The organism is Rhizobium grahamii CCGE 502 (assembly GCF_000298315.2).
Classification (GTDB): domain Bacteria; phylum Pseudomonadota; class Alphaproteobacteria; order Rhizobiales; family Rhizobiaceae; genus Rhizobium; species Rhizobium grahamii.
The window spans coordinates 359,977-377,139 of record NZ_AEYE02000038.1; the positions used below are offsets into that span (position 1 = coordinate 359,977).

Below are 17,163 nucleotides of genomic sequence, written 5' to 3' on the forward strand. Positions count from 1 at the left end.
CCGGGGAGAGGGGACTGCAGCCGGCAGTCCCTATCAAATACTTTAGGTTACACCTTCGCAGGAAACGAAGTCAGCCACCTCCTCGAGCGTCGTTCTTGCCCGGGCTACGACCTCAAGGGCCTGCTCCTCGGTGATGATCAAAGGAGGGCAAAAGATAAGCTGGTCGCCCAGGACGCGGACGATCAGATTGTTCTGCAGTGCGGAGGCAAATGCCTTTCCGCCTGCCTTGCCGAACTGACTAAAACCTTTCCGAGAAGATTTGTCGGGTACCATCTCAACGGCAGCCATCAGGCCGACGCCGCGAACATCTCCAACCAAGCAGTGACTAGATAGCTGCTGGAGGTTCTCCATGAAGACCTTGCCGACGCGTGCTGCATTTCCGACCAGATCGCGTTCCTCGATGATCTTGAGGTTCTCAAGTGCAACTGCCGTAGCGACCGGATGGCCTGTCGTGGTGTAGCCATGCCCCCAGGTCCCGATTTTGGCCGTGTTGTCCGCGAGGATGTCGTAGATTTCCTCAGTAAACAAAATTGCTGCGAGTGGCATGTACGATGACGTAAGTTGCTTGGACGTCACCATGATGTCCGGCTTGAATCGGAAATACGTCGACCCGAACATCGTACCAAGCCGGCCGAACCCGTTCACCACCTCGTCAGCTATCAGAAAAATATCGTATTTGCGGCACAGGGCTTCGACGCCTTGCCAATAGCCTGCAGGGGGCACCAGCACGCCAGCGGCGGCCATGAGCGGCTCGCCAATGAATGCTGCAATCGTTTCGGGCCCTTCTGCGAGGATCGTGTCCTCGATCTCCTTGAGCAGCCGAGCTGTGAACTCCGCCTCTGTCTCGCCATCGTGGCCGGAAGTGCGCAGATGCGGTGTTGTCAAATGAATGACCGGAATGATAGGCAGATCGAAGTCTCGGTGATTGTTCAGCAAACCGGTCAGGCTGCCCGATGCCATGGTGACACCATGATAGCCTTTCGTGCGAGCAAGGAACTTCTTCTTCTCAGGCTTTCCGCGCGCATTGTTGACGTACCACACCATCTTGATCACGGTATCGTTTGCTTCCGAACCGGAATTCGTAAACGACACTCTGGTAAACTGCTCGGGTGAGATCTCGACAAGCTTTTCGGCGAGCCTGATGTTAGGCTCGTGGCTAATGTGATTGAACGTATGGTAGAATGGCAATTTCTGCATCTGCTTCGTGGCTGCTTCCACGAGCCGAGGCTCGCTGAATCCGATAGCGACAGACCACAGACCCGCGAAGCTTTCGATATACTGCTTGCCGCTGATGTCGTAGACATAAATCCCCTCACCTCTTTCCATGATGAGCGGACCTTTCGTCTCATGCAGGCGGGCATTGGTATAGGGATGAAGGCCGGTGGCGATGTCTGCTGCGGCCAGAGAATTGGAGAATTGGTTTCCAGTGCTCATTTAACTGCTCCGGTGGTTTAGAATGGAAGCTCCCGCGAAGCAGCGCTTTCCTTCTGAAAGCCTTCGCACCGTAGCGCCTGCGCCGCTTCGAGTGCGGCGGCGCGTATGATCAACCCGCTATTGGGTCAAATTTGATTTCAAGAATTGAGCCATCTAGGATCACGAGGGCAAGTAGGCATTTTATAATGCCCATAACCCCATATCGGTTTCCTGGAGCGCAGCGGACGACGTTTGCGACGCGCTTCCGGGAGATAACGATAGAGGCCAAGCCCATAATCTTCCTTGGTGTAAATGAAGCGATAGATTGTCTCTTTACAGACGCGGACGTGGCTGTGTCGTCCAACAGCAGGCGCCCGGCGATCTGCTCCGGAGACCAGCGTGCCTCCAGCTGGTTGATGATCTCCGTGCGCAAGTTCGGGTGCCACCACAGCTTTCTCAGCCGGTGACGCCGTTCCTTAGAAATATCGTGAGCTACCGTGCTGTAGTAGCCGTCGTAGTCGGGCGGTTCACGACCGCTACTGGTGTTGCACTTGATCTCGCGGTAAATCGTCGAGCGATGACGGTCAAGCCGACGTGCCATTTCGAACGTCAACAACTAACCCAGCATCCTGAGAGACATGGGCTCCGGGCGGTTGGGGGAAAAAGCCGGCCGCAAGCCAGTTTTTTTATGTCTTGGGGGCAGGAGTGGCAGCGTTAAGAACGCGCATCTATATCGACGGATACAATCTTTACTACGGTTGCTTACGAAAGACCGCGTTTAAGTGGCTTGACGTGCTAACGCTGTTTGAGACGCATATCCTGCCCACAATCCTCTATCGGCCGGCACCGGACACCGCCCCGGCGAAATGATTCTGCATCCAGATTGTGCGATCAAATATTTCACGGCAAAGATCATCGACAGCGCCGCAAAGGGTGAGCCCTGTCCTCGCGGGCTCAATACCACAATGCGCTAACGGCGCATTGTGGTGGTCGCCTGTCCTTTGTGATGGGCAATTACTCGCTCTACAAGGCCAATCAACAAATCGTTCCAGCCGACGATCCGAAACGCTGGCCGCGTGACTGCGACAAGATCCAGGTATGGAAGCTCGAGGAGAAGCAGTCGGATGTGAATTTGGCCCTTCACCTCTACGACGACGCGCTGAACGGGGAGGTTGATCAGGTGGTACTCGTCACCAACGACACCGATTTAGCGCTGGCGCTGGAAATACTTAAGGTTCGTTGCCCACACAGCGTCCGCGGCCTGGTGATACCGACGCGCAAGGCGGGGCGGGCGGTGACCTTGAACGCGAAGCAAACGTCTCGCTCGCACAACTCGCCCATTGGGTCAGGCGGTATATCTCGGAGGATGAGCTGCGCGCCTCACAATTGCCATATGTCGTTCCTGGCCGCCGCCGCGCCAGCATCAAGCCACACTCATGGTATGCGAAACCGCATCACCTTGCGAAGATGCTGGAAATGGCCCGGCCGGTTCTGCGTAACGAAGGTGAGATCTTGAAATGGGCGCGTAAGGAAGGCGACCATCTCGGCGGTCATCGCCCTATCGATATGATCGAGACGGATGAGGGCGCGGCAGAGGTCTTTAACTACGTAAGCATATATCCGCGACAGGCTGAAAAACACCGGCGACCAAACCGATGAATCCTGAACCAGACGGGCGGGAAGGGAGTGCGAGGGCACGCCGCGCTGCTCGAAGTGAACGTGGAGGCGGTACCCATCCCATTTGACTTCCCAGCCCCAATCGTCGCCGCCAGGCGGCCTGGTCAGCAATTTTGCGAGTGCCGGTTCGATATGATTTGGCATGGGATCGGACAGGAGCTGCGGCTGCGCCAGGTCGCGTTGCCGGATCGGGCGGCTTTGAATCGGGGCGCCGTCATCACGTAACAGCGGCTTGGAACGCTTGCGCGGGCGCTTGGTCGTGACGGCATTTTATCAGAAATATTAAAATCCATTTTACTGAACATTGAAGGTTGCCGGTTGTCTCAAAACGTGGGGATCATACCGCCAATCTCCCTTCATCGTCTTTGCTGCCGATTGGGGTGGGGTAAGGGTGTTGTGCGTTACCGGCCTATGACGGTGGAAAATTGAGGCGGCCTCATCGCGCTGCTTCACAATCAGTTCGAATCGGCGGCATCTTGCTTGAACCTCGGACGAGACACATGCAGGGCTGAATGACCACCAACGAACAGAGTAGATTGAGAGAAGCGACCAAGCACACTGCCGTTATCGGAACCGTCGTGCAAATGTGGGAAAAACTCGCCTGGGATATCGACGTGTTCGAGGATATCCAGAGGAGCTATCCAAACGAGAAGCAGCCACTTGCCTATGCGGCGATCAATATCTGCATCGCCGCCGAGAGCCTCCGAGACTGGGTCATCGAAGCCATCAGATCGCTCGCGCCAGCCGGGAGCGAGCCTTCCAAAGATAACGTTCGAGATCAGCTAGCTTTGCAGATTCCTCAGCTCAACATGTGCACGGCGATCGCGAACACCGCGAAGCACCACAATTTCAAAGAGGGAAGGTGGGTCGGCGGGCGGGTCGAGCTTGGTTGGGAAGAGGGAGACGAGGACATTCCTTCCGGCTTTGCGCTCTACCACGTCGACAACGACGGACAGAGCATGACGCTGGCTTTCAGCTCTTTCCGGGCACTCAAAGAGGCCTGGTGGAATGCGCTGGTTGCCGAAGGACTTGCAGCGGGCCGAATGCCCACTCCGGAGTGGATGCAAAACAAGTTGGCAGGATTTTCCGGCCAATCGTAGAGCTTCCCCCATGACGCTTCGACCCTTGCCGCCAACCTACCCTCCTGCCGAACCTGTCCAAGAGCAAGACGTGGCGGAATACGGGTCTTAGCCACAATGATAAAGTTGCAGTTGGCCCGGCCTACATGTGAGCCATAACACCCCCGGGACCGGCGTTGCTCCCATGCCGGCGTTTAACCTGTCATATGAGAAGATTGCATGGCGATATCACATTATGTATAGTGCAATCATTGATATCTATGTCGAAAGGACGTCATCATGGCGAGCGTGACCGTTAGGAACCTGCCGGATGAGGTGCACCGCGCGCTTCGCGTGAGAGCAGCGATGCATGGCCGCAGCACCGAGGCCGAGATCCGCGACATCCTCGAAACGATTGTCCGTCCACCGGAGCGCGTCAAACTCGGTTCTTTATTGGCGTCTATTGCCCGTGACGCAGGAGGGCTGACTGATGCTGAAGCGGAGCATTTCCACCAGCTGCGTGACAAGACACCGGCTGAACCGATGAGCTTCAAATGATCGTCATCGATACCAACGTCGTTTCCGAACTGTGGAAGGCCGAGCCCGACCGCAATGTGATGGCCTGGATCGATGCGCAGATGATCGAAACGCTGTATTTATCCGCAATTACGGTGGCCGAACTGCGTTTCGGCTTGGCGGCCATGCCAGCAGGCAAGCGACGCACGATCTATCTGAATCGCTTGGAAGGAGAGGTATTGCCGGCCCTAGCGGGGCGCATACTCCCCTTCGACTTGGATGCGGCACGAACTTATGCCGATCTGATGGCGCAAGCCAGCAGGGCAGGCAAAGCCATCAGCAATGCGGATGGCTATATCGCCGCAACGGCGTTGGCACGTGGGTTCATGGTCGCTACGCGCGATACCAGCCCATTCGCGGCCGCTGGGCTAGATATCATCAACCCCTGGGAGGCGTTATGATGGCACGGATTTTCAGGTCCTCATGTTATGTTATAACATGCCGATGCGGTGGCCAGGTTGGAATGTCCACTGTTGCGCAAAGTAGATGGGGTGGTTGCCGCCCTCCCCAAGTGGCATCGTTAGACGCTATCATATTTTAGAGCGTGTTTGGACCAGTAGCGGAGAGGACTACACATGACGGAAGTGATGATCGGGGTGGATCTTGCAAAGAGCGTCATTCAGATTCACGGTGCATCGATGTCGGGCCGGTTGCTCTTTCGCAAGAAGCTGTCGCGGGGACAGTTCTTGCGTTTCATGGAAAGCCAGTCCGGGGCTGTCGTGGTGATGGAAGCTTGCAGCAGCGCTCACTACTGGGCACGGGAATTGGCGACGCTGGGGCATGAGGTCAAGCTGATCGCTCCGCAATATGTGCGACCTTTCGTGAAGCGTCAGAAGAACGATGCCGCTGATGCCGAGGCCATTGTTGTCGCGGCACAGCGACCCGAGATGCGCTTCGTAGAACCCAAGTCCGAAGATCAACAAGCGAAAGCGGTGTTGTTCCGAGCGCGGAAGCGTATCGTGCGCCAGCGGACGGAACTGGTGAATGCGCTGCGCGCTGTACTTTACGAGTATGGCCACGTCGTTCCGCTCGGGTTAGGCCACATCAAGCGCATGGAGGCATTAGTCGATGATGCGGATAGCGCCCTGCCGAAACTCGTGAGGGAGGAATGCAGCGATCTTCTGGCCCAGATCAGCGAAAAGACCGCAAGAATCGAGGACAAGACGAAGAAGATTGCCGGACTTGCACAGCAGAGCAATGTTGCGCGACGTCTCAAGACCATGCCAGGCGTAGGCCCGATGGTAGCTCTTGCGGTAGAGGCTTTTGCCCCGGCAATGGACAGCTTCAAGTGCGGGCGAGATTTTGCGGCTTGGCTCGGTCTAGTCCCGCGACAATTCTCTTCAGGCGGCAAAGAAAGGCTCGGCCGAGTGTCCAAAGCCGGTCAGGCCGACATCCGCAGACTGCTGATCATCGGCGCTATGGCACGCGTAAGCTGGGTGAGCCGTCGATCGCCAGTGCAGGGCTCATGGCTATCGCGGATGCTGGCTCGCAAGCCGAGAATGTTGGTGGCGATCGCGCTCGCAAACAAGATGGCTCGTAGGATGTGGGCCATGCTGACGAAGCAGGAAGATTTTTGTGATCCGATGTTGGCCGTAGCGGCATGAGCTGATGCTGAACGCTGAGGACTAACACCGGTTAGGAGGTGTGAGAAGTCGATGACCTGAATGGGCGCATGATCGAACCGATCCGGATGGGGAAAACCAGGGACATTTCTGGAGCTCGCAAGCTCGGAAAGTAGATTTGGACCCGATCCGCTGATCACCATACCGGCCAGCGGCTTATGGAAGTGCCGCACAAAAAGGCCTGACAGAAGACCGCACTCGATCACATGTTCAAAAGGCCAAAACTGCTTGCACTACGGGCGGCAACCACAGAAGAAATGTCACTTTGCGCTGCCATACGACGCGACGACCAGCCCCGATCCGACCGGCTGATCCGGTTGCAAAATCAGATCGGGAAGAAATACCGCTTCGGCTTTAGCTTCAGTTTCAATTGTGCGGTAGATGTTCCAGGCGGCTTTATGCTGCACGGTTGAAACCAGGATCTCACAACGCTGCCGCTGGGTGACGTAGATGTCGCCGCTCTCTCGCCGCTGATGCGCGGCATGATCCTGGCCCTATCCTATGCCGACACTCAAGCCGGCATCGGCTTGACAGCCACAGGCGCCATGAACCGCAAGTTCGTGCACTGGGCCGTCGCTCACTTCCATTGGCTCGGCTACACATCCGAAGACCTGTACAGCATGAATAAGGTCCTCAATGAATCCGACATGCCACCGCCTTGGGCGGTGCGCGACATGCTCAGCCACCTCAAACTTCTTCGCCGGGAAAAAAAGACAGGCTGCTGTCGACTAAACGTAGTCGGGACTCCGTGACAAGGCCGAAAGCCTACTTAATCTGATCGCGAGCGCGAACTGAATAAAGTTCCAGGTCGCCGCGACATGAGAGGATCGATGCAGCAATACTTGAGGGCGTCAAGCCAGACCAGGATTTCGAGAAGATCATCGATCGCAGCAACGAGATCGGCAAGGGCGGCGGCCGGCGCGTTTTCGACGTGATTGGTGACGATTCAGTCATCAAGGAGATCATCGTTCCCACCCCCCCGCCGCCAACTTCACGGAGTGGTCGGTCTGGGTCGCTCTCAAGACTATGCGGGAGGATATCATTGGCAACGAACGCAACATCGAACTGAAGGAACAGTTCGCGGAGATTTTCGCGATAAGCGAGACCGGCCGCTTCCTTCTCATGGAGCGTCTGGGCAAGCCATTCCCAAGCTGCTTGAAGGTTGGCTCAACGACCAAAAGCTCAGCGCGTTCGGTAAGACCGCGGCGACGGAGACGTCCGCTTCTGCTTAGGCGGCGGATGTGTTGCTCAGCGGTTCAACGCGATTGGCGTATTTGCGCCTGTAGGCGGAGATGAAATCCTCGTCGCTACAGATGCAGCGGCCGCTCAAATCTTTCGCTTTCGGGTCATGCAGGTGACCTCCAAGGGGGCGCAGAAGATTCACGCGAGTGCTTGTTGTTGGACTGGTCGGAAAACCCGCACTATGTTTGACCAACTCCGCAGCCAGCATGATCCCGGCAAGCGCTGACTGAAAGGCCATCGGAACCACGGTTCGGACTTGACGACTTCCATCGCTCAGCTGGAATACAAGACCGCCGCAGATAGCCTGTTGATAAAAAGAGCGCAGCGGCTGGCCAACAAACGGGGCTAGCGATTCAAAAGGCACAGCCATCGCCGTAGCCACCCGAACTACAAAATCGTTGGGAACTCCGGCATTGGTCTGCAGGAGCGTCTTCACCAGCTCGTGTTCGTCCGGTATTCCGAATTCCTCGGCAATCAGCTGGTGCTCGTCCTTGGATTTTCCGGTCGGCATGTACATGCAACTAAGACATGCCTGACCGTCGTCGAAGCCATGCCGCGAGATCCCGAGATCGTGCTCCTGCGTCCAGGCATTCGCGATCCATCGAGGCAGAGCACCTTGGACAGCGAGACGGTCGGCGGCTGTGTCCAGCGCCACACCCACTCGGTCGAAAACCCAGTCGCCCCGGCGCGTAACATATTCCGCCCACGTCAGCGGGTGCGCCTCGACCTCGAAAGCGGTCGATCGAAGGGCGGTGCTAGCAAGCTCCGCCTTGGACATGCCGATCTCCGCTTGGCCTGCCAGGACGTAGCGCTGCAGGTTTGAGAGTTCGACCGCTTCGTGATCGATGATATGCAGGCGACCTGAGAGGCCGGATTGTTTCGCCAGGGCCCAAATCGCGCCATGGCCTATCGCGCCGAGCCCAACCAGATGCGTGTCGCCTAGGTCGGCAGCGAAGTCAATCGGACCAGCATCGCCGGCTTCAGCCTTGTTATAGCTGTATAACGAGAGGTCAATGGCCTCGTCCAACTCGGCGCCGGTCAACTGGGCGGCGAAGATGGTTCGAAACACGTTGGCGGCGCCGAAGCAACTGGCGACGCCCGCTCCAAAAGGCAGCAAACTCGAGCCAGAGCCCACCGGGCTCGTACGCGACAGTTTTGCCGCCCAACCGTCCGATCCGATGAAAAAGGTCGGGCATCGGAGTGATGGGCTCGTCGCTCCTGCAACGAGGCAGACCGTGGCGAACTTGCCGGAACGCCGGATGCCGACTTTTGGATTGATCGACTTTGCCAAGCGCTCCAGCGCCTGGGCTTGAGAGCTCGCCGCACTAGCCAAGGGGAGTATCGCCAGAACCGGATACAGTCTTGCAAGCAACCTCACAGCAAGATCTAGCGTCGCCTGGCCTTCGGCGCACGAAGCGGCCTGATCGTCGAAGGCGACGGCCACGACCTGCTTTTCAAGAGCCGCTTTGAACTCGCCCAGATGAAAATCGGCCAGGACCTGAGATGCCGCCGTAGCAGCGCGATCGATGAAATTAGCAAGGGCCATCGTTAACTCGTTATCGTGATCATTCGCGTCAGCGCCGCGGACGCGACCTCATTCCAGTTCGCCTTCGCGTCAAGTCGATAAGCGGCCACGCGAGCAAGGTCGAAAGGCTCTCGGGCAAAATTCGGCACTACCAGCGACAGGCACCCAACCGTGGTAGCGACCGCGTAGGCGTCATCGGTCGTCGAATGATAGGCGTGGCCCGGATGACTATGGATCTGCGCCAGAAGCGTCAGGCCACGTTTGTAGAGCCAGACATTGAGGCGGTGCAGTTCTTCGGCAGGAACCATCACACAGACGCCGTCGCTCGTTCGGATGTGACGCTGCGCCGGAATAACCGTTTCTGTCACCGCAAAGTGCTGGTCTTGCCGGACGCCGACCCAGAGCGCCATTCCTTCATGGCCCTGCTGACCAACCGATCGCAGATGCGCTTGCACAGTGGACACGCAGTCTTGGGGGAGGGCGACGGTTCTAACATCCTCTAACGCGGTCATTCTGGAATGGCCTGAGGTGGCACCTGCAGTCCTCCCACCGCGATTTGAACCTGAATCTGCAGCTGCTCCACCGGGCCGGTTCCGTACTTGATGATCTTGTCCAGGATGAAGGCCAAACAGCCTTCGCCAGAACCTCGATGAAGTAGCCATGGGTCACCTGAATGGGCTGGATTATCGTGGTATTCCCGGACTCCCGCCATGCACAGGAATGGTTCGTCCTCGAGACTGTTGGCCTGGATAAAATCCGTCACGGTGTTCGGCTGGATGAGATCCGGTGGGGTCCCAGACAGACGCCTCAGCATATTCAGGGGGAGATCCTTCCGGGCAATCGGCTGGCGGGTAAATGGATCGACGAAGACCACGGACAATGGTCTTAAATCGAAGTTGGTGAAGTCGATCTCGATGGCTGCGCCGATAACGCGCGGTTTCAACTTCGGGCTTGCAAATATGAAGAAAGCGATCGGAAAGCTCGCCTCGACCAGGAAGCAGCCTTGAGTCCGATAGGCATCTGCATATGGCCGGAACCGGCCGATCTCCCGATCAAACTTCGCTCGCGAGACCTCCGGCTCCACAGTTTGGAGTTCAGGCACCTGCGACACCCGCCTTCAGGCTGAGGAACAGGGTTACAGTATTCGCGAAGCCGAAATCGCCAATTTTCTTGTCGACGTCGAGCAAGGTGCCGGCCTCGTCCTTAAATTCCCAGTTCTCGGCAGGTTGAGCCACGTTCTGCGTGGCCTCAAGGGCTTTGGTGCGAACGACGTGAAGCGGCTGGTTGGGATTGGCTTCGACCTGCGTGGGCTGGCCGTTCACCACAACGATGATATCGATCTTCCCGGGACCGCCACCGTGATTACCGCCGCCCTTACCCGAATCCTTCGACATTGTCGTACTCCTGTGGCTTGCCAACCGGCCCCAAGGTGCTACTGCCGACTCATTGGTGAGCGGGCTGGCGGTCTTTGATCGTCCACTCGGCGCCACGAACCGCGAGTACATGAAAGACAGGGGATAAGCTACCGAATCGGTGCTAGACTTCTTTTAAGCGGTACTTGATCGGCAAGTAAACCAGTCGAAACTGCTTATCCCAACTATAATCGATTAGAGCATTGCGAAAGTATTCTCGATATCTTCATGTGCCTCGCAGTCGCCAGTTCGAGTGGCCTCCTGCAACCGGGCACGCCATGTGCAGCGTTCGCCGGCCGGTCTGAATTTCGGTTCGATCGAGCTAGGCGGCGCTGTGATGATTTGCATCGGGCGGCTATCGGCCCGCAATCTTGACTCAAGGTTGCGGCAACTAATGCACCAGATCGGCCATCAGCTGGCGCCGCAACCGCGGCTGATGAAACGTCCGCCGGTGGTTACATGGCAGCCGCTGCCCAATTTACTTGGACCTCGGTAACGAGCACATCGGCCTTCCGGGACTTTCGAGCAAGCCAATCCTCTGGAGGCTCCATTTCGGGATTGGAGATGCCGTCGCAACGCCGATATCTCGCAAAAGCTTCATTGAACACCACCGAGACTGCGCGCCCTTACGCGGATATCGACGCCAGGTAAGGTAATCGTACCGTACAGGAGAAGCGACATCTGGCCGCGAAGAAGAAGGGCGGCCGAGATTCTGAAGTCGTCGGCTTCCTGTCGCAAGGTTCAATTCGGGGACGGGCTAGCTTGTTCGGCCGTTAACTCGCTCGAGCAAGTCCATTTCCATCACGACGTCGGTCTGCAAGTCCTCGCCGACCGTAAACGTGGTGCTTCCGGTTGTCGCAAATCGGGCCCGTTTCTAGAATGCTATGGCTCGTGCGTTTCGCTCGAACACGGTTAGTTCCACGCGCGCTGTCGGAATTGCATCAGGTCTGGTTCCTTGCCCGCTGATCGTTGCGCAAGCTGAAGACCACTATACATATTGGAGAAGCTAACCCAAGTGCATCACGCCTGTTTTGCAGGGTAGGGCATCACGCCTCATCCTGCAAATGCTCCATGAACACCTCGGCCGGCGTCTTTTAGCCAAGGCATTTGCGGGGTTGGTCGTTCAGATGGCGCGCAAGTTGGATCAGGTCGCGCTGTGACACGGCGGCCAGGTCTGTAGTTCCTGGCATGAAGCGGCGAATGCGCTTGTTGGCGTTTTCCACGGCTCCTTTGCCACGGTGCACTCGGGTCGCAGAACCAGCTACGCGCGCCGATCCCTTCTTCCAAAGCCCTGAATCCGGCAAACTCGGTACCGCGGTCAAACGTGAAGCTTTGACGTGCAAAGGCCGGCAAAGGAGAGAAAGCTCTGATGATCTTGTCCATGATCGGGCGAGAATGCCGGCTTGGATTCTTGATGAGAACGGTGTACCGGCTCTTGCGCTCCACGAGGGACGTGACATTGGCATGGCCGAGTGGACGCTCAAAGATGAGGAGGTCGCCCTCCCAATGCCCAAACTGCGATCTGATCTATCTCCAATAAAATCAGGACGTTCGGCTATGCGATGCGAGGCTGGAAACACACCGTCGCGCGGCTTCCTGGAGCGCAGTGGACGACGTTTGCGACGCGCTTCCGGGAGATACTGATAGAGGCCAAGCCCATAATCTCCCTTGCTGTAAATGAAGCGATAGATTGTCTCTTTACAGACGCGGACGAGGCTGCGTCCGTCCAACAGCAGGCGCCCGGCGATCTGCTCCGGAGACCAGCGTGCCTCTAGCTGGTTGATGATCTCCGTGCGTAAGTTCGGGTGCCGCCGCAGCTTTCTCAACCGGCGTCGCCGTTCCTTAGAAATATCGTGAGCTACCGTGCTGTAGTAGCCGTCGTAGTCCGGCAGTTCACGATCGCTAAACGTGTTGCGTTTGATCTCGCGGTAAATCGTCGAACGATGGCGGCCAAGCTGACGTGCCATTTCGTTGACTGGATCTTTTGCCGCCACCAGCTGATGTAGGCGACGTCGGTCGGCGAGAGCAAGCTGCGTATAGCATCGGGACATGCCAAAATCTCCAAAGTGAAGCCGTTGAAATCATTGGCATGTCGCAATTGGAAATAGAATGTACCGCGGCTACAACAAATGTGGCGTAAGCTTTATTATGGAACAGCAAAGCGGCTTTGTTTCTGTTGCTTTTTCGAAGTGGCATTGTGACATTTGCCCGCTTCGGGAGCGCGGGTCATACACCCATCGCGAGGCGTCTCGGCATTTCCGGGTGTCGCCACGCTGGTGCCGGCGTCGGGCCGGCAGCTCGACCTGATATTCAAAACCCGGACGCTAGACGGACTGAGCGACAAGGAGCGCAAGAAGGCGATATCTACACTGGCTTGTCTGCTGATGCAGGCGGCCGGTCTGGCCGTCGAGGAGCTCAACGATGACCAGCACTGAGTTAATGCCGACAGCGCTACTCGCGCGCAAAGCCATCGTTTATGTTCGGCAGTCCACGCAGTCGCAGGTCATGACCAATCTGGAAAGCCAGCGACGGCAGTATGATCTTGTTGACGTCGCGCGACAGCGCGGCTTCAGCGACATTGAGGTCATCGACGATGACCTTGGGCGCTCTGCCAGCGGAACTGTTGCACGCCCCGGCTTCGATCGTCTCGTCGCCCTGCTGTGCGCCGGCAAAGTTGGTGCCGTTTTATGCTTCGACGCCTCACGGCTCGCACGTAACGGCCGCGACTGGCACCATCTGCTTGAGCTATGCGGCCTCGTTGAAGCCCGCGTCATAGACCACGACGGTGTCTACAATCCATGCCGGCCCAACGACCGTCTGCTATTAGGCATGAAGGGAAGTATCAGCGAGTTCGAATTGGGCGTGCTGAGAGCCCGCATGCTTGATGCCGCCAGATCAAAAGCGCGCCGTGGCGAATTGCGACTTTCCGTTCCGTTCGGCTACATCTGGCATCGGGAGGCCGGGCTTGGGCTGGACCCCGATCTGCGTCTGCAAGAGGTGATCCGATCCATATTCGCCCGCTTCCACGAGCTTGGAAGTGCACGCCAGGTGCTGCTGTCGATGACGAAAGATCAGATTCACTTCCCGCGACCGTCGGATGAAGGGCGCATGACCAACTTCGTATGGAAGCCAGTCCGTTATCGCAATGTAATCGGCATCCTCAAGAACCCTTTCTACGCCGGCGTCTATGTCTATGGGAAGAGCGAGAAGCGGACTGCCATCGTCGATGGACGGGCTCGGCGCAGTTACGGGCACGGCAAGCCCGTTGGCACCTGGGAGGTGATGATCCAGGACCATCACGAAGGTTACATCAGTTGGGACGAATACGAGCGCAACCAACAGCAATTGGCGCTCAATAATTATGGCCGCTCGGGCGGGACTAAATCGGGCCGCGGCGGCAAAGCGCTATTATCGGGTCTCCTAACCTGCAGACGGTGTGGGCAGCGACTGAGTGTTGCCTATACGGGCAATCCACACAATCCTGTCTATCGCTGCGACAAGCAGAATCGAATGATGGGCTTGCGCCGGTGCATGACGTTCGGTGGGCCGAAGGTCGATGCAGCGGTTGCGCGCGAGTTGTTGCGCGCGGTAGAACCGTTAGCGATCGAAGCGACCTTTGAAGCAGAGCGGATGCACCGGGAGCGGCAAGAAGACCAGCGGCACATTCACGATCTGGAGCTACAACAGGCTCGCTACGAGGCTAGCCTTGCTGAACGTCGCTATGCGGCATGCGATCCCGACAACCGTCTCATTGCCGCGCAGCTTGAGAAGAATTGGGAAACTGCGCTACGCCGCGTGCGCGATCTGGAAGTCCGCAAGCCTGCCGAAAGTCCTTCAACCATCGAGGTTGATCCGGCACCTTTGCAAACCTTGCCGACAATCTCTTGGCGGCCTGGGAGTCGCCCGATGTGACCATGCGCGTGCGCCAGCAACTGCTGCGTACACTCATCGCCGACATTGTCGTTGATGTCGATGATGCGGTGCGCGATGTGGTGTTGACGATCCATTGGAAGGGCGGTCAGCATTCGGAGCTCAAGGTCCGCAAGCCTCGGACCGGTGAACACGGTTGTGCCACCACGGAGGTTGCCTTGGCGGTGATGCGCAGCATGGCTGGTCGCTGGTCCGATGAACATATCGCCGCGTCGCTCAATCGAATGGGCATGCCCACGGGGCAAGGAAAAACCTGGACCGCGCACCGGGTCGCGTCTGTGAGGCGCGTACGCGCAATCCACGCGTACAAATCAGCCGACAAAGACGGCGAATGGCTGACCATGACAGAGGCTGCGGCGGTCTTGGGCGTGACCAATCATCGGATACGCCATCTGATCAAGACGAACGTGTTGTCTGCCGAACAGGTGGTTCCCGGCGCGCCGTATCAAATCCGGGCCAGCGACCTGACTTCTACGACGGTCCAAGCCGCGATAGCCCGAAAGGGCCGCCCGTGTCGCAGTGCTGACGCGGACACGCTTCCAATGTTTATAGATACTTAGAGAAGGAGCGCACAATGACTCAGGTCCGGCGAAGCCGCGCAGCGCCCGTTCGGCGGCATTATTGGTGAGGCAATATGCGGGAGGTGCGGACGGATTCTTGGACTAACAGGAGATAGTTCATGTATTCGTACGAAGACCGCATGAGAGCCGTGCAGCTCTACATCAAGCTTGGTAGACGCGTGAAGGCCACGATCCGTCAGTAGCGGCACTGGTCAGAAGAGGAGAACAGGTATCCGAAAAGGTCGTACGCCGCCTGATGAAGCAGGAACAGCTTGTCGTGGCTACGGTGAAGCGGCGTCGGTACACCTCTTACCAAGGCGAACTGGACGCCGCGCCGGAAAATCTGGTCGATCGTGATTTCCACGCTGCGGGGCCAAACGAGAAATGGCTCACCGATATCACCGAATTCAAGTTACCGGCGGGTAAAGTGTATCTGTCGCCTATGATCGACCGCTTCGACGGGCTCGTGGTCAGTTGGTCCGTGGGCACGCGTCCAGACGCCGAGCTCGTGAATAGCATGCTTGATGCCGCAATCGAAACGATCACCGATAGTTCCGAGCGCCCAGTCGTGCACTCTGATCGGGGTGCCCATTATCGCTGGCCCGGGTGGCTGTCGCGCATGCACAATGCTCAGCTCGCCCGCTCCATGTCACGGAAAGGGTGTTCACCGGACAACGCGGCCTGCGAGGGCTTCTTCGGACGGCTGAAAAATGAGATGTACCACCATCGCGACTGGATCAACACGACGCTTGACGACTTCATGCAGCAGGTGGATTCCTATATCCGGTGGTACAATCAGCATCGCATCAAAATCTCACTCGGTGGCCTCAGCCCCTCGGAATACCGCCGGAACCTCGGAATTGCAGCACAGGCAGTCCAAGAATTCGTCCGCACCTCCCCACAACAATGTTGGAGCTCTGTCGTAGATGGAGTGGCTCATCATGTCGTTGGCACGATTAATGCTTTAGATGATCCGCGACGTCGTGCTGGGAAATTCGATACAGGAGGGAGGCGTAGGCTCGTGTTCAGAACTGGCTGACAAGCAGTAACCAGTATTGATGACCATAAACCAGCCCGACGACCTGGCATGGCTTTTTATGGACCGGCTCCCAATACTAAGGCGCGGTTAGATAGAGGTAATGACATCATGCGGAAGAAATTGGTAGGTCTGCTTCCTGCAGGAACGATTCCTCCTGCGTCGATAAGCAAAGCTAATAGGTTTGCAGAAGTAGTCCTCACTGAATCGGCGCATCAAGCTCTTCACGAACTGCAAGATGCAGAGGGTTTGTTGCTTTGGGACATTTCTAACCCGATCATCCGAACCAACCCGCTGCCACCAAAGCTGGACTGGATTCAAACGACAAGTGTTGGAGTCGAGACAGTGGTATCCAGTGAGGTAGCTTGCTCGGACATCATTGTCACAAACATGCGTGGGATCTTTGAACGACCTATCGCTGAGTACGTCCTTGGTATGTTACTGATGGTGAACAAAGATTTTCGCCGAACCATCGAATTTCAGCGTGTGAAGAAATGGAACTGGCGATCGACCCTCGAGTTGCGGGGCCAGACAGTTGTCTTGGTTGGGCCGGGTGCTATTGGCAAAGAGATATTCGACCTTCTCACTGCGGTAGGTATGAAAGTAATCGCGGTAGGGCGCCGTGAATTGATCAGCGATCCCGTTTTTGGTCATCGGCGATCGATTTATGATCTCGCCAGCATTTTACCCACAGCAGACGCGGTGGTTCTATCGTTACCTCTGACAGCTGAAACCCATGGCTTCATGAATTATGAGCGGTTCTCGAGTATGAAGCCAGGGGCAGTCTTCGTAAATATCGGCCGCGGCGGTCTCGTTGATGAGCAAGCGTTGATCACATCGCTCGAGGATGGCCAGCTGACGAGTGCCCTGCTTGATGTTTTCGCAATGGAACCACTTCCATCAGATCATCCCTTCTGGCTAATGGAACAGGTTTTTGTATCGCCTCACATGTCAGCCGAGGTTAATGGTTGGGAGGAAAAGGCTGTCGCAAAATTCCTGGAGAATCTCGAACGATGGACTTTGGGTAAACCCCTGGAGAACATCATCGACAAAGCAGCTCGCTTACTCTGAATTACCACTCAGTCGGAAACGTTGCCGTCTCCAGGCGATCG

13 protein-coding genes and 6 pseudogenes are annotated in these 17,163 nt (G+C 57.0%); 10 read left to right on the forward strand and 9 right to left on the reverse strand.

Features of this window, described 5'->3' with window-relative positions; genetic code table 11:
* Positions 1–42: 42 nt before the first annotated feature.
* Both RGCCGE502_RS33815 and RGCCGE502_RS37060 read right to left on the reverse strand, forming a co-directional pair.
* Positions 43–1,434, reverse strand: a complete 1,392-nt coding sequence (locus RGCCGE502_RS33815; RefSeq protein WP_016558738.1) for an aspartate aminotransferase family protein — start codon at positions 1,432–1,434, stop codon at positions 43–45.
* A 203-nt stretch (positions 1,435–1,637) separates the two neighbouring features.
* A pseudogene (locus tag RGCCGE502_RS37060) lies at positions 1,638–2,017 on the reverse strand (transposase); the annotation flags it as partial.
* 872 nt (positions 2,018–2,889) lie between these two features.
* Here RGCCGE502_RS37060 and RGCCGE502_RS38650 point away from each other — a divergent pair.
* Positions 2,890–3,072, forward strand: a complete 183-nt coding sequence (locus RGCCGE502_RS38650) for an MbcA/ParS/Xre antitoxin family protein (protein WP_244441842.1) — start codon at positions 2,890–2,892, stop codon at positions 3,070–3,072.
* A gap of 36 nt (positions 3,073–3,108) precedes the next feature.
* Here RGCCGE502_RS38650 and RGCCGE502_RS36355 read toward each other — a convergent pair.
* Positions 3,109–3,318 (reverse strand): annotated as a pseudogene (locus RGCCGE502_RS36355) (non-homologous end-joining DNA ligase); the annotation flags it as partial.
* A 284-nt stretch (positions 3,319–3,602) separates the two neighbouring features.
* Here RGCCGE502_RS36355 and RGCCGE502_RS33840 point away from each other — a divergent pair.
* The 4 genes from RGCCGE502_RS33840 to RGCCGE502_RS33855 all read left to right on the forward strand — a co-directional run bounded on the left by RGCCGE502_RS33840 (position 3,603) and on the right by RGCCGE502_RS33855 (position 6,328).
* Positions 3,603–4,190, forward strand: coding sequence for a hypothetical protein (locus RGCCGE502_RS33840; RefSeq protein WP_051158764.1), 588 nt, complete (start codon positions 3,603–3,605; stop codon positions 4,188–4,190).
* Positions 4,191–4,448: 258 nt separating this feature from the next.
* On the forward strand, positions 4,449–4,706 hold the full coding sequence (locus RGCCGE502_RS33845; RefSeq protein WP_016558743.1) for a FitA-like ribbon-helix-helix domain-containing protein: 258 nt from the start codon (positions 4,449–4,451) through the stop codon (positions 4,704–4,706).
* The gene (locus RGCCGE502_RS33850) at positions 4,703–5,125 is read left to right on the forward strand and encodes a type II toxin-antitoxin system VapC family toxin (RefSeq protein WP_016558744.1); all 423 of its coding nucleotides are present in this window, start codon (positions 4,703–4,705) and stop codon (positions 5,123–5,125) included. The genes RGCCGE502_RS33845 and RGCCGE502_RS33850 overlap by 4 nt, the downstream gene beginning before the upstream one ends.
* Positions 5,126–5,299: 174 nt before the next feature.
* On the forward strand, positions 5,300–6,328 hold the full coding sequence (locus tag RGCCGE502_RS33855; RefSeq protein WP_016558745.1) for an IS110 family RNA-guided transposase: 1,029 nt from the start codon (positions 5,300–5,302) through the stop codon (positions 6,326–6,328).
* 278 nt (positions 6,329–6,606) lie between these two features.
* Here RGCCGE502_RS33855 and RGCCGE502_RS37705 read toward each other — a convergent pair whose 3' ends face one another.
* Positions 6,607–6,753: a hypothetical protein gene (locus RGCCGE502_RS37705; RefSeq protein WP_019280657.1), complete on the reverse strand. Its 147-nt coding sequence runs from the start codon at positions 6,751–6,753 to the stop codon at positions 6,607–6,609.
* A 66-nt stretch (positions 6,754–6,819) separates the two neighbouring features.
* Between RGCCGE502_RS37705 and RGCCGE502_RS33860 the strand changes: the two are divergent.
* Positions 6,820–7,115: pseudogene (locus tag RGCCGE502_RS33860) on the forward strand (hypothetical protein); the annotation flags it as partial.
* A 459-nt stretch (positions 7,116–7,574) separates the two neighbouring features.
* Here RGCCGE502_RS33860 and RGCCGE502_RS33865 read toward each other — a convergent pair.
* From RGCCGE502_RS33865 to RGCCGE502_RS36375, 5 genes and pseudogenes are all read right to left on the reverse strand, one after another.
* Complete coding sequence (locus tag RGCCGE502_RS33865; protein ID WP_016558749.1) at positions 7,575–9,134, reverse strand: E2 ligase fold family C protein; 1,560 nt, start codon at positions 9,132–9,134, stop codon at positions 7,575–7,577.
* Between the two features lie 2 nt (positions 9,135–9,136).
* On the reverse strand, positions 9,137–9,577 hold the full coding sequence (locus tag RGCCGE502_RS33870; RefSeq protein ID WP_244441843.1) for a Mov34/MPN/PAD-1 family protein: 441 nt from the start codon (positions 9,575–9,577) through the stop codon (positions 9,137–9,139).
* Positions 9,578–9,621: 44 nt separating this feature from the next.
* Positions 9,622–10,215 (reverse strand): putative metal-binding protein, encoded by a 594-nt coding sequence (locus RGCCGE502_RS33875; protein WP_040676264.1) that lies wholly within the window; start codon positions 10,213–10,215, stop codon positions 9,622–9,624.
* Positions 10,208–10,507: a DUF2604 domain-containing protein gene (locus tag RGCCGE502_RS33880; RefSeq protein ID WP_016558752.1), complete on the reverse strand. Its 300-nt coding sequence runs from the start codon at positions 10,505–10,507 to the stop codon at positions 10,208–10,210. Before RGCCGE502_RS33880 ends, RGCCGE502_RS33875 begins: the two co-directional genes overlap by 8 nt.
* Before the next feature lie 1,112 nt (positions 10,508–11,619).
* Positions 11,620–12,576 (reverse strand): annotated as a pseudogene (locus RGCCGE502_RS36375) (IS30 family transposase).
* A gap of 153 nt (positions 12,577–12,729) precedes the next feature.
* On the opposite strand from RGCCGE502_RS36375, the gene RGCCGE502_RS33890 reads away from it, so the two are divergent.
* From RGCCGE502_RS33890 to RGCCGE502_RS33905, 4 genes and pseudogenes are all read left to right on the forward strand, one after another.
* Positions 12,730–12,960: a hypothetical protein gene (locus RGCCGE502_RS33890; RefSeq protein ID WP_016558755.1), complete on the forward strand. Its 231-nt coding sequence runs from the start codon at positions 12,730–12,732 to the stop codon at positions 12,958–12,960.
* Positions 12,947–15,015 (forward strand): annotated as a pseudogene (locus RGCCGE502_RS33895) (recombinase family protein). Before RGCCGE502_RS33890 ends, RGCCGE502_RS33895 begins: the two are co-directional and overlap by 14 nt.
* Positions 15,016–15,217: 202 nt before the next feature.
* Positions 15,218–15,880, forward strand: a pseudogene (locus RGCCGE502_RS33900) (IS3 family transposase); the annotation flags it as partial.
* A 282-nt stretch (positions 15,881–16,162) separates the two neighbouring features.
* Complete coding sequence (locus tag RGCCGE502_RS33905; RefSeq protein WP_016558758.1) at positions 16,163–17,122, forward strand: D-2-hydroxyacid dehydrogenase; 960 nt, start codon at positions 16,163–16,165, stop codon at positions 17,120–17,122.
* Positions 17,123–17,163: the final 41 nt, after the last annotated feature.